This is a genomic window from Roseburia amylophila, from assembly GCF_025567465.1.
Taxonomy (GTDB): Bacteria; Bacillota; Clostridia; order Lachnospirales; family Lachnospiraceae; genus Roseburia_C; species Roseburia_C amylophila.
Map to the genome: position 1 here is coordinate 57,104 of NZ_JAOQKI010000013.1, position 23,257 is coordinate 80,360.

Here is a 23,257-nt window from a genome sequence, read left to right on the forward strand (position 1 = left end):
ATATCATTAAAAAATTTTTAAAGCAAGAAAAAGGACTTCCTATTTGAAAGAAACTGTTGTATAATACGAAAAGACGAATCTTACGTTCCAATTATTTTTATTTCAAAAAGAAATCCCAATTATTTAGCAGATAATCAAATAAGCAAGAGGTAAGGAGAATAGAATGAGAGAGAAGTATGAAAGTCTTTCTGCGGCAGTGCTGCGTGAACTGGCGAAAGCAAGGGGAATGAAAGGAATTTCTACCTTAAAGAAAGCTGAATTAGTAGAAGCTATGCTGGCGGAAGATGAAAAGGAAGCAAAGGTGCAGGAAGCAAAGAAAGAAGCAGAAGGTACAACAGAAACTACGGAGCAGGTAGCAGAAACCAGAACCTATCGCGCAGAACGTCCGCACCGGGAAAATGCAGCGAGGGGACATGAGGGCGAGATGCGTCGAAGCACAGTAAGACATACACCGGATGAGCATATTTCGGAAAAAGATGAAACGGAGCGTGTGGCAGAAGAAAACAAGGACTTAGACAGCGGTGTGAAGGCACATGGAATTCTTGAAGTTATGCCGGATGGATTCGGATTTATCCGTTGTGAAAATTATCTGCCGGGAGAGCATGATGTTTATGTTTCTCCATCCCAGATTCGTAAGTTCAATCTGAAAACCGGAGATATTGTGACCGGAAATACCAGAATTAAGACACAGGCTGAAAAATTCTCTGCATTATTATACATTACTTCTATTAATGACCTGCATCCGTCAGAGGCTGTAAAGCGGAAGAATTTTGAAGATTTAACTCCGATCTTTCCGGATGAGAGAATCCGGCTTGAGACAAGCCATAGTGCAATGGCAATGCGAATTGTAGATTTAGTATCTCCGATTGGTAAGGGACAGCGTGGAATGATTGTTTCCCCACCAAAAGCAGGTAAGACTACATTATTAAAAGGTGTGGCACAGGCAGTAAAGCAGAATAACCCGGAGATGCATCTGATTATCTTATTAATTGATGAGCGGCCGGAGGAAGTTACCGATATTAAGGAAGCAATTGAAGGACCAAATGTAGAAGTTATTTATTCTACCTTTGACGAATTGCCGGAGCATCATAAGAGAGTATCCGAGATGGTAATTGAGAGAGCAAAACGTCTGGTAGAACATAAGAAGGATGTTATGATTCTCTTAGACAGTATTACAAGACTTGCAAGAGCATATAACCTTACAGTTCCGCCAAGTGGAAGAACCTTATCCGGTGGTCTTGACCCGGCAGCCCTCCATATGCCGAAACGTTTCTTTGGTGCAGCCCGTAATATGCGTGAGGGCGGAAGCCTTACGATTCTTGCAACAGCACTGGTAGATACCGGAAGCAAGATGGATGATGTTGTTTACGAGGAATTTAAGGGAACCGGTAATATGGAACTGGTGCTTGACCGTAAGTTATCTGAGAAACGTGTATTCCCTGCAATTGACATTGTAAAATCCGGTACAAGAAGAGAAGACCTCTTACTGACACAGGAAGAGCAGGAGGCTGTATTTATTATGCGTAAGGCAATCAATGGCATGCGTACCGATGAAGCGGTTGAGAGCATCTTGAATATGTTTGTCCGGACGAAAAACAACCGGGAATATATCCAGACTGTAAAAAAGACAAAATTTGTTTAAAAACACTTGCATAACAGCTTTTCCTATGCTACAATAAATAAGCTGTTTATTCGGAAACTAAACAGTATCGCACTTAAATTAGACAAATGTCGTAATTGCGAAGCAATTCATATATGAGAGGTGAGAGACATGAGAGAAGGAATCCATCCAGATTATTATCAGGCAACAGTTACATGTAACTGTGGTAACACATTCGTAACTGGTTCAACCAAAGAGGATATTCACGTTGAAATTTGTTCCAAATGCCATCCATTCTATACTGGACAGCAGAAAGCTAACCAGGCTCGTGGACGTATTGAGCAGTTCAATAAGAAATACGGCATGAAATAGAAATTGCACAATGTGACTGAAAGATAAGGTTGAGGTTTCTAATCTCAACCTTTTTTTAGAAACAGGAAGAGAGGTCACACATGAAATATTCGGGAATCGGTGGACAGGCAGTTTTAGAAGGCGTAATGATGAAAAATAAGGAAAAGTACGCCGTGGCAGTCCGGAAGCCGGATGGAGAGATTACCGTTGATACCAAAGAGTATTATGGACTGATTAAAAACAAGACATTGCGGAACATTCCAATTTTACGCGGAGTGTTAAGTTTTGTGGAGTCTTTGACACTTGGAATATCAACGCTTACATATTCCGCATCTTTCTTTGAAGAGGATGAGGAAGACACCAAAGCAAAAAAGAAAGAATTATCAAAAGAGGCAGCAGCCAAAAAAGAAAAAGCAGAAATGGGTATTACTGTTGCATTTTCCTTTGTACTTGCCATTGGAATCTTTATGATTCTGCCATATTATCTTTCTTTGATTTTTCGGAAATTTATTACATCCCATGTGGCACTGGCGCTGATTGAAGGTGTCATCCGAATGATGATTTTTTTGGCATATATTGCTTCAATTTCCTTAATGAAGGATATCCAGCGTGTATTCATGTATCATGGAGCAGAGCACAAATGCATTAACTGCATTGAACATGGAATGGAGTTGAATGTAGAAAACGTGAGAAAGAGTTCCAGACTGCATAAGCGGTGTGGTACAAGTTTTCTCCTGTTTGTAATGATTATCAGTATTATTTTCTTTGCATTTATTGATGTAAAGAGCCGGATTTTGAAGGTAGTGCTTCGTTTGCTGCTGATACCGGTGATTGCTGGTGTGTCATATGAATTTATCCGGCTTGCCGGAAAAAGTGATAATCCGGTAGTGAATTTCTTAAGTAAACCAGGATTATGGTTACAGAAGCTCACTACAAGAGAACCGGACGATTCTATGATTGAGGTTGGTATTGCTTCCGTGGAAGCAGTATTTGACTGGAAAAAATATTTGAGCGAAATGTAAAAGAAAAGGGCGTAATATATGACTTATAGAGAGGCAGTGGAATTTGGTACAAAGTGTCTTACAGATGCAGGAGTGCCAGATGCCGCACTGGATGCATGGTATCTTTTACAGATGGTATGCAAGATTGAGCGCAGTTACTACTACGTTCACGGGGAAGAAGATATTACACAGGATGCTCAGAAGGAATATGAGATTGCAGTGCAGAAACGTGCGGAGCATATTCCGTTACAGTATATTATTGGAGAACAGGAATTTATGGGGCTTCGATTCAAAGTAAATTCCAATGTTCTGATACCGCGGCAGGATACCGAGACTTTAGTGGAGCAGGTATTGAAGATTGTAAAGCCGGGGATGAAAGTATTAGACCTTTGTACAGGGTCTGGTTGTGTATTGATTAGTGTGTTGAAAAATGCACCGGAACTTACCGGTATGGGAAGCGACATTTCCAAAACAGCTTTATTAGTAGCGAAGGAAAACGCAAAGCTGCATGAAGTGGATGCCGAGTGGGTACGGAGTGATTTATTTGATAATATAACAGAGACCTTTGATGTCATTATGGCAAATCTACCATATATCCCGACAGGAGAGATTCTGTCACTGATGCCGGAGGTGCGGGATTTTGAGCCGGAAAACGCATTAGATGGCGGAGCGGATGGCCTTGATTTTTACCGGAAGATTGCCGGACAGGTAAAGGATTATTTGAATCCTGGCGGATATGTTTACATGGAAATCGGATATGACCAGGGAGAAGCAGTCTCTGAGCTGATGCGTAATGCTGGATTTACAGAAGTTGAAGTAATCAAAGACCTTGCGCGGAATGACCGTGTGGTAAAAGGGAAAGGAAATTAAAATGTTTGATCGTTTAGAGGATTTATTGATTCGTTATGAAGAGTTGATGAGTGAGTTAAGTGAACCGGATGTGGCAAATAATCCGGAACGTTTTCGTAAGCTGATGAAGGAGCAGAGCGATTTAACTCCTATCGTGGAAGCTTATAAAGAATATAAACAGTGTAAGCAGAATATTGAAGATTCTCTTGCTATGCTGGACGAAGAAACAGATGAAGAAATGAAGGAGCTTGCAAAGGAAGAGTTAAATGATTCCAAAGCAAGAGTAGAAGAATTAGAGCAGAAACTAAAAATTCTTCTTCTTCCAAAAGACCCGAATGATGACAAGAACGTTATTGTGGAAATCCGTGCCGGTGCCGGCGGAGATGAAGCTGCTTTATTTGCAGCTGAGATTTATCGTATGTATGTCCATTACGCTGAAAGCAGACGCTGGAAAGTAGAGACAATGGAGTGCGAAGAAATCGGAATTGGTGGAATGAAGAGTGTTACTTTCATGATTACCGGACAGGGTGCTTACTCTGTTATGAAATATGAATCCGGTGTACATCGTGTACAACGTGTGCCTGAGACAGAGTCCGGTGGACGTATCCATACGTCTACCATTACAGTAGCAGTAATGCCGGAGGCAGAAGAAGTTGATGTCCAGATTGATGAAAAGGATATCCGAATCGACGTTATGCGTGCATCCGGAAACGGTGGACAGTGTGTCAATACTACAGACTCTGCAGTTCGTCTGACTCATTATCCAACCGGAATTGTAATCTACAGCCAGACAGAAAAATCACAGCTTCAGAATAAAGAGAAAGCATTTGCACTTTTACGTGCCAAATTATACGACATAGAATGCCAGAAGGCGCATGATGCAGAAGCAGAAGCCAGAAGAAGCCAGATTGGTACCGGTGACCGTTCTGAGAAGATTCGTACTTACAACTTCCCACAGGGACGTGTAACCGACCACAGAATCAATCTTACCCTTTATAAACTGGACAAGATTATGAATGGTGATATCCAGGAAATCTTAGATGCATTGATTGCAGCAGATCAGGCAGCAAAATTAGCGAAGATGAATGAGTAAGGCTGATTTGCTTGCTTTTACGAAGTTAGTTTTATATTAGTCATTGAAAGATAATCAAAAAATATATGAAAAAGACGGACTTTGACGTATGTCTCTGCCCGCCTTTTCTTATTTTGGGTTTCTTTGATGCACTGTACACCCCTATTTGGGTGGCTTTGATGTATGTATAGACCCCGTTCGTTACGGATAAAGAAAATCGAACAAAAGTTCTTGAAATAATCATGATGATGATATATAATAATTAGAAAAAACGTATGTTTGCAGACGGGGATAGGCGTATGGGAAAAAGTGTGGAAGTGCAGGGAACAGAAATATCTATAATGACTCATGATGATAAAGATTTCATTTCCCTGACAGATATGTTAAAGGCCAAAGATGGGGATTTCTTTATTTCTGATTGGTTAAGAAATCGTAATACAGTGGAATTTTTGGGTATTTGGGAACAGATACACAATCCCAATTTTAATTATGGCGAATTCGCCATAATTAGAAGCAACGCTGGTTTGAATAGTTATAAGATTAGTGTAAAAGAGTGGACGGAAAAAACAAATGCTATAGGAATATTTGCAAAAGCAGGAAGATATGGCGGTACATATGCATATAAAGACATAGCATTTGAATTTGGTATGTGGATAAGTCCAGAATTCAAAATTTACTTGATAAAAGAGTTTGAACGACTCAAAGAAAAAGAACAAGAGAAGTTAGGATGGAATGCAAAAAGAGAACTTGCAAAAGTAAACTATCGTATTCATACGGATGCGATAAAAGAAAATCTTATTCCAAAAGAGTTGACAAGCCAACAGACATCCATTATCTATGCTTCAGAAGCTGATGTATTAAATGTTGCATTGTTTGGAATGACGGCAAAACAATGGAGAGAGAATAACCCTGATTTAAAAGGTAATATCAGGGATTATGCGTCTATCAATGAGCTGATTTGTTTATCAAATATGGAAAATATTAATGCAGTGTTGATAGAGGATAAAGTGTCACAAAAAGAAAGATTAATAAAACTGAATAAGATAGCAATACATCAGATGATGATTCTAGAAGAGAAACAAGGATACAAATATTTAAAATAGAAACGAGAGAAATATATGCGGAAACTTATTAGTGAGATATTAAATAGTGAAAATGTCATTGAAAAATGTTGCGAGTTAGAAATTTTAAAAAGAAATTGGAAACTGTTATTATTTGATTCGGGCGTGGATAATTTGGTTTTATATGAATTTAACAAGAAATTTGGAAAATACGAAATATGTGGAATGGGCGATTATAACCATTGCTTCATTATAAATAGAGATATGTTAATAAAACAAGAAAATGTACCTCTTGCATTTTCAACTTGTGTCAATTTTGATTCAAATGTATCTAGTTATATTAGTAGTATGTTTTTTAAAAACAGACAAGATAATGATTTGGTGAATATGATTCAATATATTAGGAGTAAGAATTTCCAAACAACATGTCAGCATTATGCATTTGAGGTTTCATTGAATTTGTATCCTGTTAAGGAAGATGCTATATATAATACTTTATATGCAGATAGTATGTTGGCCGAAATGTCAGATGAACAGATTGAAAAAAGAGATTTTACACCATTTGTATTGCCTGAAGATGCATATCAAAAGATATATAAGGGATTACAGTATATAAAAAATGATAAGGGAAAAGATTATGAACTATTTGATAGTATTTATGCGATGTTACTTAAAGCTTTTATTATAAAAAGTGGGGGGAAAAAGGAAAATAGGAAAAAGATAGAAGATTTTTTAGATTTTGTAATAAATAATGTTGGATGCTATTTAGAAAACGAAGTATATTTGATAGGAAAGTATCTGTGCAATAGTGGTGACACAGTTTTTTTCAGACACATGCAACAAAATAGGGATAAAGATAATTTTTTCAGAGATGTAAGAGGAATGGCATGGGACTTATGTCATTTAAGAAATGTATTAGAAGAGATGAAAGTAAGAAATACATCAGATGATATTACTTTTTTACATTGCTTTGCTTCATATGAAACTGGGTTAGTAGACATCTTGAAAAGTAATCGAATTAAGAGAATTTTATATTTAGATGGACAAGCATATTATAAGTATGAACATGATGTGTTTGAGATTGATGGATGTATGGAATTGAAAAAAACATATAAAGAATCATTTGAAAAAAAAGTAAAAAATAGCATGATGAAAGAGCTGTGTTTTTCTTTGGAACAAGAGGCGGGACACTTTTTAAAGGGATAGGATAAATGTGTTAATTTAATTAATCCATTGTTAGATAAAGAACAAACGATTTTAGATTTTATTTGGTTCGTATTAGCTCTCACAAAGAGGTACACGTTCCGAGCCTTCTTACTGTATAGAGGTAATTGTTCCGAGCCTATAATCAAAGAGGCGTTCGTTCCGTGAGGGCGACCAGGCAGCAAAATTAGCGAAGATGAATGAGAATTAATATGAATTAGTAAGAATCAAGAAAAGCGGTCTTTTGATTAGGTCAAAGGATTGCTTTTTTCTTGTAGGTATTAGGATACTTTGGAGAGTCAAGTATTAGAGTCTATAAGAAAAACAAGAATGGAAGAGTAAATAACAATAGTATTTATGATGATTAAATTGGGAAAAAGGCATAATTATGGTATAATTAGACCATGAATAGGAGGTGTACATTATGCCACAAATAATTCCAATTAAAGATTTGAAGAATACATCAGAGATATCTGATATGTGTCATAAAGCAGAGGAACCAATTTATATTACGAAAAATGGATATGGAGATATGGTAATTATGAGCATGGAGACTTATGAGTCAACCATGAGACAGATTGCCATGTACAGAGATATTGAAATATCTGAAAAGCAAATAGAGGCAGGACAGGTAAAGGATGCCAGAACTGCGCTTAGAGAAACATCAAGGTAAATTGTAATATGCTCAGGAATTAGAGTGGGAAAACAGAAAATACTCCATTCTGCATGGGAATGAACAATTATTTGCGAGTAAATATAAATTGTATTTGCCAACAGAAGAGGAATTGAGAGAAGAGATAGAGACACAAAAAACTATTTTTTATTTACAACAGAAGGATGCAAAGGAAAAAACTGGAGAAGAACCAGATGCTTAAATGTATTAGATTTCTATTTCATTTATATTATGTAGGAATAGCGAAATCCATTTCAGCTTCTTCTAAATGCAACGAATAGTTCCTATTAACTCCTTGCACTTCCCCTTCATCTACGGTATAATAGTAAAGTCCGTGTGCGACCAATCGCATGCGGGGATAAGAACGAATATATTGTGTTATGGATAGAGTGAAGGAGCAGGAAATGAAGAAGAAAATATGGGCGGCAGCTTTGATTTGCATTGTCGTATTAGGAATGCTGGACGGATGCGGACCAAAGGAGAAAGATGCAGACAAGGAGGCAGCAGGAAATACAGAAACAGAAGCAGTGGAAGGGATACATGCCACAGAGACGGAGACAGAGGCACAGGGAAATCTTAAGGAAGATACCTGGTATGTTTTATCCGGTATGTATCAGCACAAAATGGAAACCGAAGAGAATACCGCTGTGATAAAAAATGTCAATGTATACAATATGGCAGGAACCATGGATGGTGAGACCTTTGTGCAGGCATCTGATTTTACCAATCATTTAAATCAGGCGGAGTATGAGATAAGCTGGAATCGTACTGAGGCAGACGAAGAAGGAAATACAGTTTATACGGTTACTTTATCTGCAAAGATTCCATGGAATGGCATACAGACGGATGCAGAAGCTTATATCGAATATGAGGACATCAGCCTCGTGGATGCAACTACCGGAATGGTGCTGCCGCAGCATGTAGCTGCAACAGACAGTTCCATGGCTATGATGGCAGAAGTGGCTTGTGCCGGCACAACATATCAGGTGGCAGCCACAGAAGATACAGAGACAACGTTTGGTGACTGGACGGTAGAGGATGGCAGTGAGTATCCGATGGTGACTTACTATGAAATAAAAGAGACTTATAAAGTAACAGCACCGGCAGAATATAAGGGACTGCTGTTCGTATTACAGACACAGCGTACCGCAGAAGAATATGAAAATGGAATTGTAAAGGGTCTTGGAACAGATGAAGCACATACATTTGATGGCACAATCAATGATGGAAGTGTGGCAATTGAGTTAGACCTGGATTATGAGTATATCAATGCAGAATAGAAACTGAGCAAAGTGGGCAAAGCTTACTTTGTATCAGCATGAAACAGAATCGTCGAAAGGTGGTTCTGTTTTTCCACGTCTAAAGGAGCATACAATGGATTATAGCAGATTAGAAAAAGGAATTATGGATTTCATACAGGAAGAGCAGGTAAAACTTGGATACCGGAAAGAAAAAATCCGGTTATATTATCCTTTGAGTTCATTAAAGCATTTTCTGGGAGAAGAAGTGAGCGGAAAATCAACGGAAGAATTGGAAAAGGAATTTTATGAAGCAGCAGGAATACGGCTTGGCAGAGTAGAAATCAGCAGAAACAAGGACCGCTTTTGTTTTGTAGTGCCGGAAGAAGGTGCAGAATATGTGCATGAAAAAAGAAGTGGAAATTCTTTTATTAAAAAGCTGGTGGCTCTGCTGCAGACACATCCTTGCACCATAGAGGACATTCATAAGCTGTTCTTAGAAACCGGCGAGAAGATACATTTTGAGAAAATTGAGACAGAGGATTTTGACTATCTCATCTATTTTGAAAGCGGAGAGGATTCCTATTATTATTGCTTTAAGGACGAAGGCTGCCATATCATCTATCATCGCTTTATGCCGGAGGATTATCAGGATTTGTTTTCTGAAAGTGTAGAGTAAGAACTATTTTATGATAAAAGAAAAGAGGAAGAGAAGTTGCAAAAGAAAATAAACAGAGGAATCGTATATGTGGCAGGATTACTGTTACTTGCCATGGGAATTATATTAAATACCAAGACGGGACTTGGCGTATCTCCGATTATTTCGGTGGCATACAGTGTATCGGTAATCAGTGGAATGAATTTTGGCAATATGACGCTGATTTTATATAGCATTTTTGTATTGATAGAAATGATATTACATACCATCCGGCGCAAAAAAGGAGAATATGTAAAACGCCTGTTTTTGGATATTCTGCAGATACCACTTAGTATTGTATTTACCCGGTTTATGAACCTTTTTGCAAGATTCGTTCCTGAATATGCCAAAGACTGTGCAGGTACTTTCTGGGGCAGCGTTCCGGCACGTTTGATGCTTTTGATACTGGCAATCATATTGACAGGTGTAGGAGCCGCAATGTCTTTAAATATGCGTATCATACCAAATCCGGGAGATGGAATTGTACAGGCAATTGCAGACTTTACCGGAAAGTCGGTAGGGTTTACCAAAAACTGCTTTGATGTGTGTAACGTTACGATAACCTGTATCGCTGGACTTATTATAAAGGGAGAAATTATCGGGATTGGAGCCGGTACACTATTGTCAGTACTTGGTGTGGGAAGAGTAATTGCAGTATACAATCATTTCTTTGGAAAATATCGTTACGAATCCTAAGCTTGTCCTAGCCATTCGAAGGGAAAAATGGTAAAATAGAACTAATGATGTAAGTTAAGAAAAGAAGAAAATTCACAGAAATAAAAGATAGTAAGAGGAAGAAGAATGGCAGCAAAGTTTTATGCAGTCCGAAAAGGAAAGAAACCGGGTATTTATATGAGTTGGGATATATGTAAGCAGCAGACCGATGGTTTTCCGGGAGCAGAGTTTAAAAGCTTTCCAACAAGGGAAGCAGCAGAAGAATATATCGGTCAGAAGCAGCAGACAGTAGAAAAAGAGCCGGAAAATTATGCCTTTGTGGATGGTTCCTATAATATTGCAACTAAGGTATATGGATATGGCGGCTTTCTGATGGCAGATGGGAAAAAAGAAGTACTGCAAGGCTCAGGCTCGGAAGAAGAAATGGCTTCCATGCGTAATGTGGCAGGAGAAGTATTAGGAAGTATGGCTGCCATTGAGAAGGCGGTGGAGCTTGGACTGGCAGAGCTTACGATATATTATGACTATATGGGCATTGAAATGTGGGCAACAGGAGCATGGAAACGGAATAAGAAAGGAACCATTGCTTATTATGACTATATTCAGAGCATAAAGGATAAAATTACGCTTCATTTTGTAAAAGTAAAAGGGCACTCAGGGGTAGAAGGAAATGAAGAAGCAGACCGGCTGGCAAAAGAGGCAGTCGGAATTGAAATATAGTATCTGCAGATGAGTGGATACGGGGATAAAAAGGAGAAAAGAAATGGTTTCATTAAAGGACGTGGCGAAGCGTTGCGGTGTCTCAACGGCAACAGTAAGTAAAGCGTTGAATGGACATAGTGATATTGGGGAGAAGACCAGGATACGGATTAAAGAAGCAGCACAGGAGATGGGATATTTTCCGAATGCGGCAGCAAGGGCATTAAAGACGAACCGTTCTTATAACTTAGGAGTACTTTTTAAAGAGGAGGCCGGAAGAGGGCTTACCCATGAATATTTCTCTGGCATCTTAAATGGATTTAAAGAAAAGGCGGAAGAATTAGGCTATGATATCACTTTTATTAATAATGAGCATGTGAATCATAAGATGTCATATCTTGAACACTGCAAATACCGGAATTTTGACGGAGTTGGAATTGTGTGTGCCAGGTTTGATGAACCGGAGGTACAGGAACTTTTGCAGAGTAATATTCCGATTGTTACTGTGGATTATGTATATTACAACTGCACGGTTGTTTCTTCTAATAATGTAAAAGGGATGAATGAACTGGTACGTTATATTTATTCCAAGGGACACCGGAAAATTGCATACATTTATGGGGAAAAACATTCGGCTGTTACCAGAGATCGTCTGACCAGCTTTTTCCAGACAATGGAGAGCTTTAATCTGAATGTTCCGGATGACTACTTAAAGGAAGGAGAATATTTAGATACCAGGCTTGTGGCAAAGGCAACCAGGGAACTTTTAAATCTGCCTGACCCGCCGACCTGTATTCTCTACCCGGATGATACAGCATTAATTGGTGGGATTAATGTAATTGATGAAATGGGACTAAAAGTACCGGATGATATTTCTATTGCAGGTTTTGATGGAACAAAAGTATCCCAGATGATGAGCCCAAAGATTACAACCATACGGCAGAATACCAGAAAGATTGGGGAAGAGGCCGTAAAACGTCTGGTACAGAGAATCGAGCAGCCTAAGACAACGCTGGTGGAGCGTGTGATTATCAATGGAGAACTTTTGGTAGGAGAATCAGTAGGAGGAATCTGATATGGCACTGCAATTTGTGCTGGGCAGTGCTGGAAGCGGAAAGTCAGGCTATGTATTCCGCAAAACAGTCAAAGAAGCTCAGAAGAATTTAAAGAAAAATTATTATGTAGTAGTACCGGAACAGTTCACGATGCAGACGCAGCGTGAACTTGTTCGGTTACAGGAAAAAAACAGTATTATGAATATAGATGTGGTCAGCTTCCAGCGACTGGCATATCGTATTTTCGACGAATTAGGAAAGACGAATATGGCAGTTTTAGAGGAGACCGGGAAAAACCTTGTATTGCGTAAGGTTGCCGAAGAGCGGATGGATGATTTATGTGTCATGCAGGGAAATATGAAAAAGATGGGATATATCAGTGAAGTGAAGTCCCTGATATCAGAGCTGACACAGTATAATATCGATCCGGATACTTTGGAAACATTTATTGAAGAACAGAATATGCCACCGGCATTTTCCTATAAACTGCAGGATATCCTGACCATGTACCGGGGTTTTCGAAGTGCAATTTCCGGGATGTATATTACTGCTGAAGAAGTTTTAGAAGCCTTCTGTGATATGGCAGAGGAATCAAAGCTTTTACAGGATGCCGTGCTGGTTTTCGATGGATTTACCGGATTTACACCGATTCAGAATAACGTGCTATACCGCCTGATGGGAATTGTATCAGATATATATGTGACAGTAACCATTGACCCGGCAGAGGATATTTATTCCTATCATGATATGCAGGAGCTGTTTGCCATGAGTAAGAAGACTGTAGCCAGCCTAATGAAAATGGCGGAAGAGAAGCATTTTGAAGTAACAGAGCCGGTGGTATTAAAGAATCCCAAAGCTGACCGGTTCCGGGAGGCACCGGTACTACGGTTCTTAGAGCAGAATCTGTTCCGTACCAGACATCATAGCTACGAAAAGAAGGATGAGAAAGAAATCAAAGAAGGCATAGAGATTTTATCCCTGCCAAATCCAAGAAGAGAACTGCAGTATGCAGCAGAAGAGATTGCAAGGCTGGTGCATACCGGAGCATACCGCTACCGGGATTTTGCCATTATTTCCGGTGCCATAGAAGAGTATGGAAGCTATGTGCCGCAGATTATGGAGGAGTTTGGCATTCCGTTTTTCTTAGATACAACGAAAAATATTTTACTGCATCCATTTTTGGAATTTGTCCGGTCTCTTTTGCAGGTAATCGAGGACAATTTTTCAGAGGAAGCAATGTTCCGTTATCTGCGCTGCGGATTATCACAAATCAGTGAGGATGAGATTGACCTGCTGGAAAATTATGTACTGGCAGCAGGTATCCGTGGAAAGAAAAAATGGGAGACAAGATTTATTTATACCACCCATGAGGTTACGGAAGAAGATTTAGAAGCATTAAATGAACTCCGGATCCGTGTAATGGAGCCATTTTTGAAATTGACGGCTGTATTTCGTAAAAAAAGTGCTACCGTACGGGAATGCACGACAGCACTCTATCAGTTTATTGTGTCCTTACAGATAGAGCAGCAGTTAAAATACCGGGAGAATCAGTATAAAGAGGAGAAGGACTTAGCCAAGGCAAAGGAATATGCACAGATTTATCGCATCGTAATGGATATTTTGGATAAGATGGCAACGCTTCTGGGTGATGAAGTCATGGACATATCCGAATATGCCAAGGTCTTAGAGGCTGGCTTTGAAGCAGCCAAAGTAGGCGTGATTCCGGGTGGCTATGACTGCGTGATGATTGGTGATATCGAAAGAACCCGTCTTGACGATATAAAAGTATTGTTTATCGTGGGAGTCAATGATGGTATTGTGCCAAAATCCGATAATCGTGGCGGCATCATTTCCCAGCTGGAAAGAGAAGAACTTGCGAAAAATCATATGGAACTGGCTCCTACAGCAAGGGAACGTGTTTTTATCCAGCGTTTTTACCTTTATCTTGCAGTGACAAAGCCATCGAAAAAACTTTATCTTACCTATGCAAGGGTAGGTAGTGATGGAAGTGCAAAGCGCCCGTCCTATTTTATTCATATGATTGAGGGACTGTTCCCGGGGTTAAAAGCAGAGCTGATAACGGGAGAACAGGTTGATGAAACACTGGTAACACCGGAGAGCAGCATGGCATTTCTGTTAGAGGGACTGTATCAGGAAGATGCCGGGTGGAATGATGAGAAGGAAGTACTCTGGCAGGCTTTGCTGCACTGGTATGAAGAGGAACCGGCATATCGGGAGCAGGTAAAAGCTATTCTTGATGCAGCAGAGCTTAAATATCATGCAGAGCCAATCAGCCGGGCTGTGGCAAAGGCTCTTTATGGAAATGAGTTAAAGAACAGTGTTACGCGGTTGGAACAGTATGCAGCCTGTGCCTGTGCCCATTTTCTGACTTATGGACTGCGTTTACAGGAACGGGAACTCTTTGAATTTCGTATGGCGGATATGGGGAATATCTATCATCAGGCATTGGAAAATTATAGCCGGTATCTGAAAGAATCATCCTATAGCTGGTTTGATATTACAGAAGAAGCACAAAAACAGCTTATGGAGCGGGCAATGGAAGAAGCAATTGCTTCCAGTGGAAATGCAGCCATGGCAGATACAGCGGCAAACCGTTATCAGGTAGCAAAGATGAAAAAGATTTTTGCACGGACCATCTGGGCACTGACCAGCCAGATCCGTCAGGGAAAATTTGAACCATCGCAGTTTGAGGTGGGATTTTCCTATACGGATGATTTAAATGCAGTGAATTTTAAACTCAGTGAAGAAGAGCGTATGCGGCTCCAGGGAAGAATTGACCGTATTGATACTTATGAAGACAAAGATAAGTTATATGTAAAGATTATTGATTATAAATCCGGTAATACCGGTTTTGAACTGCTATCTTTGTATCATGGACTGAAGCTTCAGCTTGTAGTTTATATGAATGCAGCAATGGAATTATTTGCAAAGCAAAATCCGGCAAAAGAGGTAGTGCCGGCAGGTATGTTCTACTATCATATTGATGATCCGATGGTGGAAGGAACCGGTAGTGAATCTGAAGAAGAGATTCGAAGAAAGATATTGGAAAATTTACGTCTGGATGGAGTGGTAAATACAGAGGATGATATTTACCGTGCCATGGATGTGGAACTTTCCGGTAAATCCAATGTCCTTCCGATTTCTGTAAATAAGGACGGAACGGTGCGAAAGAGCGATAAGGCTGTGGATAAGGAAGAATTTAGGCTGATTGCGGATTATGCCAACTATCGGATTGCAGAAGCTGGAAATGCTATTTTAAAGGGGAATACAGAGGTGAATCCGTATCTTTTAAAGAACCGGAGCAGCTGTGATTATTGTCCATATGCTGCGGTCTGTGGATTTGATAAAAAGATTCCGGGATATGAAGTAAGGCGGTTGGAAGAATTATCTTCCGAGGAAATCTATGAACGCATGAAGGAGGTTTTTTAAGAAATGGGAATGACATGGACAAAAGAACAGCAGCAGGTCATTGATTTAAGAAACCGTAATATCTTAGTGTCTGCGGCAGCAGGTTCCGGAAAGACAGCCGTACTGGTAGAGAGAATCAAAGAGCTGGTATTGGATAAGAAGCATCCGGTAGACATTGACCATCTTCTGGTGGTAACTTTTACCAATGCGGCGGCAGCCCAGATGAAAGAGCGTGTAGCAAAAGCCTTGGAAAAGGCATTGCAGGAGAATCCTTCCGATGTGAGATTACAGCAGCAGGCTGCACTGGTGCAGAATGCGCAGATTACTACCATAGACAGTTTCTGCCTTTATGTGCTTCGGAATCATTTTCATGAAATCGGTCTGGAGCCGAATTTCCGTATTGGAGATGAAGGCGAGTTAAAGCTTCTTCGGGAAGATGTAATGACCGGATTGTTTGAACAGTGTTATGAAGAAAAACATCCGGGGTTTTTGCATCTCATTTCCTGTTATGGAACCAGTAGAAGTGATGCACCGGTGCGGGATATGATTTTTAAACTTTATTCCTATGCACAGAGTTATCCATGGCCGAAGCAGTGGCTTCGGGAAGCGTTAAGCTGTTATGAGATAAAAACAGAGCAGGAATTAGAGCAGGCGCCTTTTATTGAAATGACGGTAGAATATGGGAAGCAGATGGTAAAGGGCTGTTTAGAGCAGGCAGAGCATTATCATGAACTTTGTCAGGATGTCGATGGTCCCTATATGTATGAGGAAGCCTGTGAGCAGGATGTAGAACTGATGGAGGAATTGCTTTCCTGCAGTACTTATCAGGATTTTTATGAAGAATTAGGAAAATGTAAATTTGCAACATTAGGCAGAGCAAAGGATTATATCGGAAGTCCGGAAAAGCAGGAGCAGGTAAAGACAGAACGTAAGAAGCTTAAGGATGGAATCGGAAAGTTAAAAAGTGACTGCTTTGCCCTTACTTTTCAGGAAATCTTAGAGCAGCTCACTCTGGTGCAGCCATCAGCAGAAGCGTTAGCTGAAGTGACGGAGCGTTTTATCGATGCTTTCACAGAAAGAAAGCAGGATAAGAATCTGGTGGATTTCTCAGACCTTGAGCATTTTGCGTTAGAGATATTGGTAGAGGAAGAGACCGGGAAACCAACGGAGACTGCAAAGGAATTTCAAAATGCCTATGAAGAAATTATGATTGATGAGTATCAGGACAGCAACTATGTGCAGGAGACGATTCTCCGGGCAATTTCAAGAGAAGTGGTCGGACAGAATAATCTTTTTATGGTAGGAGATGTAAAACAGAGTATTTACCGTTTTCGTCTGGCGAGACCGGAGCTTTTTATGGAAAAGTTTGATACTTATGAGACAACAGATGCACCCTGCCAGCGGATTGATCTGCATAAGAACTTCCGAAGCAGAGATACGGTGCTTACTTTTACCAATGATATTTTCTATCAGATTATGAAACGGAATCTTGGCGGTGTGGATTATACCGATGAGGCGGCATTGTATTGTGGTGCAGATTATCCGGCGGGCGAGAAAGAGGATGCTTTTGACAGTGAGATTCTTCTTACAACTACACAGGAACTGGAAGAGGGAACAAAACAGCAGATTTCAAAACAGGAACTGGAAGCAAAATTAATTGCAGACCGGATTCGGAAGATGGTAGGCAAAGAAGAGGTGGTAGACGAAGAAACCGGAGAATTCCGGAAAGTCCGCTATGGCGATATTGTAATTTTACTGCGTAGTTTAAGTGAATGGGCGGACCTTTTTGCAGAGGTTTTAAATGCCAATGGAATTCCGGCACATACGGTTTCAAGAACCGGATATTTTTCCACATTAGAAATCAGGACGGTATTAAATTATCTTAGGATATTAGATAATCCAAGACAGGATATTCCACTGGCGGCAGTGTTAAAATCCCCAATGGCAGGTCTTTCCGATGAGCAGCTTGCAAGACTCCGGTTACTGGCAGAGGACAAGCCGTATCATCAGTGCGTAAAGATGTTTTTGGAAGCGGAAGAAGAGCTGACAGAAAAAGAATCAACAGCGGATGAAGACATGCGGGCAAAATTAAAACGTTTTTCCGAAACATATAAAAAACTTCGTAGACAGACCATGGATATACCAATGCACGAACTGCTGCAAAAGGTATTGAAGGAAACGGGATATGCCAGATATGCATCGGCATTGCCGGCGGGCAGACAGAGACTTGCAAATCTTCATATGCTGTCAGAGAAAGCTATTGCCTATGAGAAAACCAGTTATCGCGGACTTTATCATTTTATAAGATACATTGATGAGCTGCAGAAGTATGATGTGGACTTTGGGGAAGCAGAACTTGTGGGTGAAAATGAAGATGCAGTAAATATAATGAGTATACACAAGAGTAAGGGACTGGAATTTCCGGTCTGCTTTGTCAGTGGAATGGGCAAATCCTTTAATAAGCAGGATAGCCGCAGCAAGATGATTCTGCATCCGAACCTTGGCGTTGGACTTGATATTATTGAGGAAGACCGGCGGATAAAAGTACCTGCATTTTTTAAGAAGGTAATTGCAAGGCAGACAGAATTAGAAAGTCTCGGTGAGGAGCTTCGTGTCTTATATGTGGCATTTACAAGAGCCAAAGAAAAATTGATTATAACGGGCTGCATCAAGGATGAAGAAATGCTGCAGCAGATAAGAGAAATTTATTGCGGAAGTAACCGAAAGGCACTTAATTTTAAGGAGCGGGCAGAAGCAAAGACCTTCTTGGAGTGGATTCTTCCGGCGGCAGCCGCCAGTGGCAGCTGGGACAAGGTTTCCTATGTGACACCATGGAGCATGTTAGAGGACGAGGCGGCGCATCAGATAACAGAGCATGTGTCATTGAGGCAGCGTGTGCAGCAGGCGGAGGAAGTTTCGGATACTTTGTATGAAAAGATAAAGGAACAATTATCCTATCAGTATCCGCACCCGGATGCCATTCATCTGGTGACAAAATATTCTGTATCGGAATTAAAACACCGGGCAATGAGGGAGCTTGCAGCAAAGGAAGAAGAGGATGTTACACCAAAATTCTTAGAAGAAGTATCTACCCCATATGTCCCGGCATTTATGGAAGGAAAAGCAGAAGTAAATCAGGGAGCACTGCGTGGAACAGCAATGCATCGCCTGATGGAATGCTATGATTTTACGAAAATGCCGGATTGTTCCGATGAATTTGCAGAGAATATAAAAAAGCAGTTGACAGGACTGGTACAAATGGGTAAAGTATCTGAGGATATGCAAAAATTAATCCGTATACCATCCGTGGAATTATTCTTAAAATCGCAGCTTGCACCCCGTATGAAAGCAGCTGCAATGCGGGATGATTTGTTCCGCGAGAAGCCGTTTGTCATGGGAAATCATGAGATGGAAGAAGAGATGGTTTTAATCCAGGGAATCATAGATGTTTTCTGGGTGGAAGAAGATGGAATCGTACTGCTTGATTATAAGACAGACCGGGTAGATAATGCCACAAGGCTGCGGGATATGTATAAAGAACAGCTGGATTTATATGCAGAAGCGTTAGAACGGATATTCCCGCTTCCGGTGAAGGAGAAGTATCTTTATTCCTTCCGGCTGAATCAGGCAATTGAAGTATAAGGTGTCATAAGCGATGAAGGAGAAAAAGTTTGTATAGGAAAGGCTTTTGTTTGAAGGCATTTGCTTGCCCATTGAAATACCGAAGTTCTAAGGCATATGTTTTCCTTTTTTCTATAAATACAGTCTTTCCAATGTTTGACAGACACATTGCACGGTTCGCTGCCTGCGGATACATGAATAGGCTTGTTAGGGGCACTTAGAATTTCGTCTGCAACCAGGCAACGCTGGTACAGGGATGTACCAGCGAGGCACAGATGAACACGGATGTGAATTTGTGCCGGTTGCCAGACGAAGTTCATATATTAGCCGAAATTCTTAGTGCCCCTTACAGGCGTATGCGGTATCCGCAGACAACGGACAGTGCGACGTGTCAGTCCAAGCAACGGAAAGACAGTTTATCATCAAGGAAAACATACGCCTAAGAACTACTGGTATTTCAATGAAAAAAGCAAATGTTCTCCAAACAAAACCTTTTCCGGTAAACTTTTTCATCCACTCACTTATAATATACTGGAACACAAGGAGAAAAAACGTGAAAATAATTTTAGCATCAGCTTCCCCACGAAGAAAAGAACTTTTAGAGCAGCTTGGACTTACCTTTCTGGTATTTCCGGCACAGGGAGAAGAAAAGCAGGTGGGAGATACGCCTTCTGAGATTGTCATGAATCTGGCGAAGCAGAAAGCGGGAGAGATTTATGAGAAGATGATAGAAGCCAAAGTAGGAGAACAGGACAGTCTGGTAATCGGAGCAGATACCGTCGTGGTAAAGGATGGCAAAGTGCTGGGTAAACCGAAGAACCGGGAGGATGCATTTACAATGTTAAAAGGACTTTCCGGAAGTATCCATGAAGTTTATACCGGAGTTTCGCTCTGGATGCGGGAGGATGGAAAGAAAGTACAATACAGTTTTTATGAATGTACGAAAGTAACCATGTATCCGGTTACAGATGAGGAACTGAACCGTTATATAGATACCGGGGAACCGATGGATAAAGCAGGTGCATATGGAATTCAGGGAAAAGCAGCTGCATTTATCAAAAAAATCGAAGGTGATTACAACAATGTAGTAGGTCTGCCGATTGCCCGGATTTATCAGGAATTAAAACAATTAGGTATTGATGTGTATAAATTTTCTTAAAACAGGAGGAAAGAATAAATGGAATACGATGAGGTATGTCTGAATTACTTTTTGGAGCATCAGTCACAGTTATTTGATGAAAATGTGGCAGACAGTTTAGAAGAGGCAGAAGCGTTTTTAGAGGACTGTATGGCGGTTATCTGTGACAACATCAAAGAAGTAAAACAGTTTTTAGACGAAAGCGGTGCGGATGTATCCGGAATGAGTAATCATGAAATTGAAGAAGCAGAAGAAGTATTTTCACTGCCAGATGGCAGATATCTGGTGGTAGAAGCGTAAACGAAAGGGGTATTAAATATGAGCAATAACTATGATGTAATCATTATCGGTGCAGGTCCGTCCGGAATTTTCTGCGCCTATGAACTAAAGGAAAAAAGACCGGATTTAAAGGTCCTCATGATAGAAAAGGGAAGAAGCATTGAGAAACGCCAGTGTCCGAAGCGTAAGACAAAGGTCTGTGTAGGATGTCAGCCGTGTTCAATTACAACAGGATTTGCCGGAGCAGGTGCATTCTCTGATGGTAAATTATCATTATCACCGGATGTAGGTGGAAATTTGCCGGAAATCTTAGGATATGAAGAAGCATTATCCTTAATTAAAGAATCGGATGATATTTATCTGAAATTCGGTGCAGACACCAATGTCTATGGTGTGGATAAAGAAAAAGAAATCCGCGAGATTCGTAGAAAAGCAATCAATGCCAACTTAAAATTAATCGAGTGTCCGATTCGTCATCTTGGAACAGAAGAAGGATATAAGATTTATGCACGTCTGCAGAAGCATTTGTTAGACCTTGGTGTGGAGATTCTCTTTAATACCATGGTAGCAGATATTCTGGTAGAAGATAATGCCGTAACCGGTGTTGTAACAGAAAAGGGAGATACATATTATGCGAAAGAAATCATTTCCGCAGTAGGACGTGAAGGCGCAGACTGGTTCTCACATATCTGTAAGGAAAAAGAGATTGAAACCAAGGTAGGTACGGTTGATATCGGTGTCCGTGTGGAAGTGCGTGATGAGGTTATGGATTTCTTAAATACAAACCTTTATGAAGCAAAACTGGTTTATCATACACCTACCTTTGACGATAAAGTGCGTACTTTCTGTACCAATCCATCCGGGGAAGTAGCAACCGAATATTATGATGACGGACTTGCGGTTGTAAATGGACATGCTTACAAGTCGAAAGATATGAAAACAAATAATACCAACTTTGCATTGCTGGTATCCAAGAACTTTACCAAGCCATTTAAGACTCCGATTGAGTATGGTAAACAGATTGCACAGCTTTCCAATATGCTTTGTGATGGCAAAATTTTAGTACAGACATTTGGTGATTTTAAGCGGGGCAGAAGAACTACAGAGGAACGTCTGGCAAGAAACAATCTGATTCCAACCTTAAAGGATGCAGTGCCGGGAGATTTATCACTGGTATTCCCACATCGTATTATGGTAGATATCGAAGAAATGTTAGAGGCATTGGATAAGGTTACACCTGGTATTGCCAGTGATGAAACATTACTTTATGGTGTAGAAGTAAAATTCTATTCCAATAAAGTTGTTGTCAGCAAAGATTTTGAAACCAGCATTAAAGGTCTGCGTGCCATCGGTGATGGTGCAAGCGTAACCAGAGGATTACAGCAGGCATCTGCAAACGGAATCAGCGTGGCAAGAAGTATATTAAAGAGTCTTGAAGCATAAAAACATACCAAAGAATTGGTTTTCGAATAAGAAAAGGAAGAAAATTCATGGGACGAAAGAGTAAAATTGCCGCAGTGGTCTTAAGCATTTCTGTATTGCTTGGTGGATGCAGTCTTGGAAAAAATGACATTGTATTTACAACAGGCTTATCTGCTAATGAAGTTTTTAAGATAGAGCATGAAAAGGTATCTTTGGCAGAAGCCAAGGTATATCTTTGTAACTACCAGAATCTATATGGAAATGTCTATGGAATCGATTTGTGGGAACAGCAGTATCAGACCGATGATTTAGAGCAGTATGTGAAGGACGTTACATTATCGGAAATGACCCGGGTAATCTGCATGGACCAGCTGGCAGAGCAGAAGGAAATTACTTTAAGTAAAGAGGAAAAGACCAATTTGAAGCTGGCTGCAAAAGAATATTATGAGTCATTGAATGAAGAGGAAAAAAGTTATATGGATGTCAGTGAGGCAACCATAGAGAAACTCTATGAGAATTATGCACTGGCGAGCAAGGTGTATACATCTTTAACAACCGGTGTCAATGAGGAAGTCAGTGATGATGAAGCAAGGGTCATGGAAGCACAGCAGATTTATGTAAAGGATCAGAACCGTGCAGGAGAGGTGGCATCCAGACTGGCAAATGGAGAGGATTTCCGGACAGTAGCAGCAGATTATAATGAGGCTGCCCAGATTGATATTACCTTTGGAAGAGATGAGATGCCAAAGGAAGTAGAGGATATTGCATTTAACTTAAATGATGATGAAATATCAGGAAGCATTGCGACAGAGGATGGTTATTATTTTATCAAGTGCATCAATAAATTCAATCAGGAGCTGACGGATGCAAATAAGGTTAAGATTGTTAAAAAACGTGAGAAAGAAGCATTTAATGACGAATATGACGCTTTTGTGGCAGACTTATCTTCAAGCCTCAATGAAAAAGTCTGGGATGAACTGGAACTTAAAACAGACGGAACCATAACCACCAACAGTTTTTTTGAAGTGCTGGATAAGTATTATCAGTTAGAAGAGTAGAACAATAGTAGAAAAAATCTACAGAATCTGCCGCTGGCAACTATAAAAGGGGCTGTAAAAAAACTCCCCTAGAAAAAAATCGCCCAGACCGTGAGGTCTGAGCGTTTTTTTGGTATAATTAATTATGCTACTAACT

Annotated in this window: 19 protein-coding genes; all 19 read left to right on the forward strand. The window is 40.2% G+C overall.

The genetic code is table 11. The features are described from left to right. Nucleotides 1-163: 163 nt before the first annotated feature. The 19 genes from rho (at nt 164) to OCV43_RS09680 (ending at nt 23,121) form a co-directional block, all read left to right on the forward strand. Nucleotides 164-1,642 carry a transcription termination factor Rho gene (gene rho / locus OCV43_RS09585; protein WP_117699010.1) on the forward strand — a complete coding sequence of 493 codons (1,479 nt, stop codon included), beginning with the start codon at nt 164-166 and terminating at the stop codon, nt 1,640-1,642. A gap of 129 nt (nt 1,643-1,771) precedes the next feature. Next, complete coding sequence (rpmE, locus tag OCV43_RS09590) at nt 1,772-1,972, forward strand: 50S ribosomal protein L31 (protein WP_022243129.1); 201 nt, start codon at nt 1,772-1,774, stop codon at nt 1,970-1,972. Nucleotides 1,973-2,052: 80 nt separating this feature from the next. Beyond that, nucleotides 2,053-2,973, forward strand: coding sequence for a DUF1385 domain-containing protein (locus OCV43_RS09595; protein WP_262623959.1), 921 nt, complete (start codon nt 2,053-2,055; stop codon nt 2,971-2,973). A gap of 18 nt (nt 2,974-2,991) precedes the next feature. Next, the gene (gene prmC, locus OCV43_RS09600) at nt 2,992-3,822 is read left to right on the forward strand and encodes a peptide chain release factor N(5)-glutamine methyltransferase (RefSeq protein ID WP_262623960.1); all 831 of its coding nucleotides are present in this window, start codon (nt 2,992-2,994) and stop codon (nt 3,820-3,822) included. 1 nt (nt 3,823) lies between these two features. Continuing rightward, entirely contained in the window at nt 3,824-4,894 is a 1,071-nt protein-coding gene (prfA, locus tag OCV43_RS09605; RefSeq protein ID WP_262623961.1) for a peptide chain release factor 1, read from the forward strand. A 278-nt stretch (nt 4,895-5,172) separates the two neighbouring features. Next, nucleotides 5,173-5,976, forward strand: a complete 804-nt coding sequence (locus OCV43_RS09610) for a KilA-N domain-containing protein (RefSeq protein ID WP_262623962.1) — start codon at nt 5,173-5,175, stop codon at nt 5,974-5,976. Nucleotides 5,977-5,991: 15 nt separating this feature from the next. After that, nucleotides 5,992-7,140: a hypothetical protein gene (locus OCV43_RS09615; RefSeq protein ID WP_262623964.1), complete on the forward strand. Its 1,149-nt coding sequence runs from the start codon at nt 5,992-5,994 to the stop codon at nt 7,138-7,140. Between the two features lie 421 nt (nt 7,141-7,561). Next, entirely contained in the window at nt 7,562-7,810 is a 249-nt protein-coding gene (locus OCV43_RS09620) for a type II toxin-antitoxin system Phd/YefM family antitoxin (RefSeq protein WP_262623965.1), read from the forward strand. Between the two features lie 404 nt (nt 7,811-8,214). Next, entirely contained in the window at nt 8,215-9,090 is an 876-nt protein-coding gene (locus tag OCV43_RS09630; RefSeq protein ID WP_262623966.1) for a hypothetical protein, read from the forward strand. 94 nt (nt 9,091-9,184) lie between these two features. Further along, on the forward strand, nt 9,185-9,727 hold the full coding sequence (locus OCV43_RS09635; protein WP_262623967.1) for a DUF3877 family protein: 543 nt from the start codon (nt 9,185-9,187) through the stop codon (nt 9,725-9,727). A 36-nt stretch (nt 9,728-9,763) separates the two neighbouring features. Continuing rightward, a complete protein-coding gene (locus tag OCV43_RS09640; RefSeq protein ID WP_227700207.1) occupies nt 9,764-10,441 on the forward strand; it encodes a DUF6198 family protein in 678 nt (225 codons plus the stop codon). A gap of 105 nt (nt 10,442-10,546) precedes the next feature. Next, complete coding sequence (locus OCV43_RS09645) at nt 10,547-11,140, forward strand: ribonuclease H1 domain-containing protein (protein WP_227700206.1); 594 nt, start codon at nt 10,547-10,549, stop codon at nt 11,138-11,140. A 43-nt stretch (nt 11,141-11,183) separates the two neighbouring features. Continuing rightward, nucleotides 11,184-12,194 carry a LacI family DNA-binding transcriptional regulator gene (locus tag OCV43_RS09650; protein WP_262623968.1) on the forward strand — a complete coding sequence of 337 codons (1,011 nt, stop codon included), beginning with the start codon at nt 11,184-11,186 and terminating at the stop codon, nt 12,192-12,194. A 1-nt stretch (nt 12,195) separates the two neighbouring features. Continuing rightward, nucleotides 12,196-15,624 carry a helicase-exonuclease AddAB subunit AddB gene (gene addB / locus OCV43_RS09655; RefSeq protein ID WP_262623969.1) on the forward strand — a complete coding sequence of 1,143 codons (3,429 nt, stop codon included), beginning with the start codon at nt 12,196-12,198 and terminating at the stop codon, nt 15,622-15,624. Nucleotides 15,625-15,627: 3 nt separating this feature from the next. Next, on the forward strand, nt 15,628-19,245 hold the full coding sequence (gene addA / locus OCV43_RS09660) for a helicase-exonuclease AddAB subunit AddA (protein ID WP_262623970.1): 3,618 nt from the start codon (nt 15,628-15,630) through the stop codon (nt 19,243-19,245). 532 nt (nt 19,246-19,777) lie between these two features. After that, nucleotides 19,778-20,383, forward strand: a complete 606-nt coding sequence (locus OCV43_RS09665; RefSeq protein WP_262623971.1) for a Maf family protein — start codon at nt 19,778-19,780, stop codon at nt 20,381-20,383. A gap of 18 nt (nt 20,384-20,401) precedes the next feature. Further along, nucleotides 20,402-20,662: a glyoxalase gene (locus OCV43_RS09670; protein ID WP_262623972.1), complete on the forward strand. Its 261-nt coding sequence runs from the start codon at nt 20,402-20,404 to the stop codon at nt 20,660-20,662. An 18-nt stretch (nt 20,663-20,680) separates the two neighbouring features. Next, entirely contained in the window at nt 20,681-22,084 is a 1,404-nt protein-coding gene (locus OCV43_RS09675; protein ID WP_022243114.1) for an NAD(P)/FAD-dependent oxidoreductase, read from the forward strand. Nucleotides 22,085-22,131: 47 nt separating this feature from the next. Further along, entirely contained in the window at nt 22,132-23,121 is a 990-nt protein-coding gene (locus OCV43_RS09680) for a peptidylprolyl isomerase (RefSeq protein WP_262623973.1), read from the forward strand. Nucleotides 23,122-23,257 lie beyond the last annotated feature (136 nt).

Coding starts and splice junctions, on each gene's coding strand:
- rho (WP_117699010.1), top strand. CDS start 164: ATGAGAGAGAAGTATGAAAGTCTTTCTGCGGCAGTGCTGCGTGAACTG.
- rpmE (WP_022243129.1), top strand. CDS start 1,772: ATGAGAGAAGGAATCCATCCAGATTATTATCAGGCAACAGTTACATGT.
- OCV43_RS09595 (WP_262623959.1), top strand. CDS start 2,053: ATGAAATATTCGGGAATCGGTGGACAGGCAGTTTTAGAAGGCGTAATG.
- prmC (WP_262623960.1), top strand. CDS start 2,992: ATGACTTATAGAGAGGCAGTGGAATTTGGTACAAAGTGTCTTACAGAT.
- prfA (WP_262623961.1), top strand. CDS start 3,824: ATGTTTGATCGTTTAGAGGATTTATTGATTCGTTATGAAGAGTTGATG.
- OCV43_RS09610 (WP_262623962.1), top strand. CDS start 5,173: ATGGGAAAAAGTGTGGAAGTGCAGGGAACAGAAATATCTATAATGACT.
- OCV43_RS09615 (WP_262623964.1), top strand. CDS start 5,992: ATGCGGAAACTTATTAGTGAGATATTAAATAGTGAAAATGTCATTGAA.
- OCV43_RS09620 (WP_262623965.1), top strand. CDS start 7,562: ATGCCACAAATAATTCCAATTAAAGATTTGAAGAATACATCAGAGATA.
- OCV43_RS09630 (WP_262623966.1), top strand. CDS start 8,215: ATGAAGAAGAAAATATGGGCGGCAGCTTTGATTTGCATTGTCGTATTA.
- OCV43_RS09635 (WP_262623967.1), top strand. CDS start 9,185: ATGGATTATAGCAGATTAGAAAAAGGAATTATGGATTTCATACAGGAA.
- OCV43_RS09645 (WP_227700206.1), top strand. CDS start 10,547: ATGGCAGCAAAGTTTTATGCAGTCCGAAAAGGAAAGAAACCGGGTATT.
- OCV43_RS09650 (WP_262623968.1), top strand. CDS start 11,184: ATGGTTTCATTAAAGGACGTGGCGAAGCGTTGCGGTGTCTCAACGGCA.
- addB (WP_262623969.1), top strand. CDS start 12,196: ATGGCACTGCAATTTGTGCTGGGCAGTGCTGGAAGCGGAAAGTCAGGC.
- addA (WP_262623970.1), top strand. CDS start 15,628: ATGGGAATGACATGGACAAAAGAACAGCAGCAGGTCATTGATTTAAGA.
- OCV43_RS09670 (WP_262623972.1), top strand. CDS start 20,402: ATGGAATACGATGAGGTATGTCTGAATTACTTTTTGGAGCATCAGTCA.
- OCV43_RS09675 (WP_022243114.1), top strand. CDS start 20,681: ATGAGCAATAACTATGATGTAATCATTATCGGTGCAGGTCCGTCCGGA.
- OCV43_RS09680 (WP_262623973.1), top strand. CDS start 22,132: ATGGGACGAAAGAGTAAAATTGCCGCAGTGGTCTTAAGCATTTCTGTA.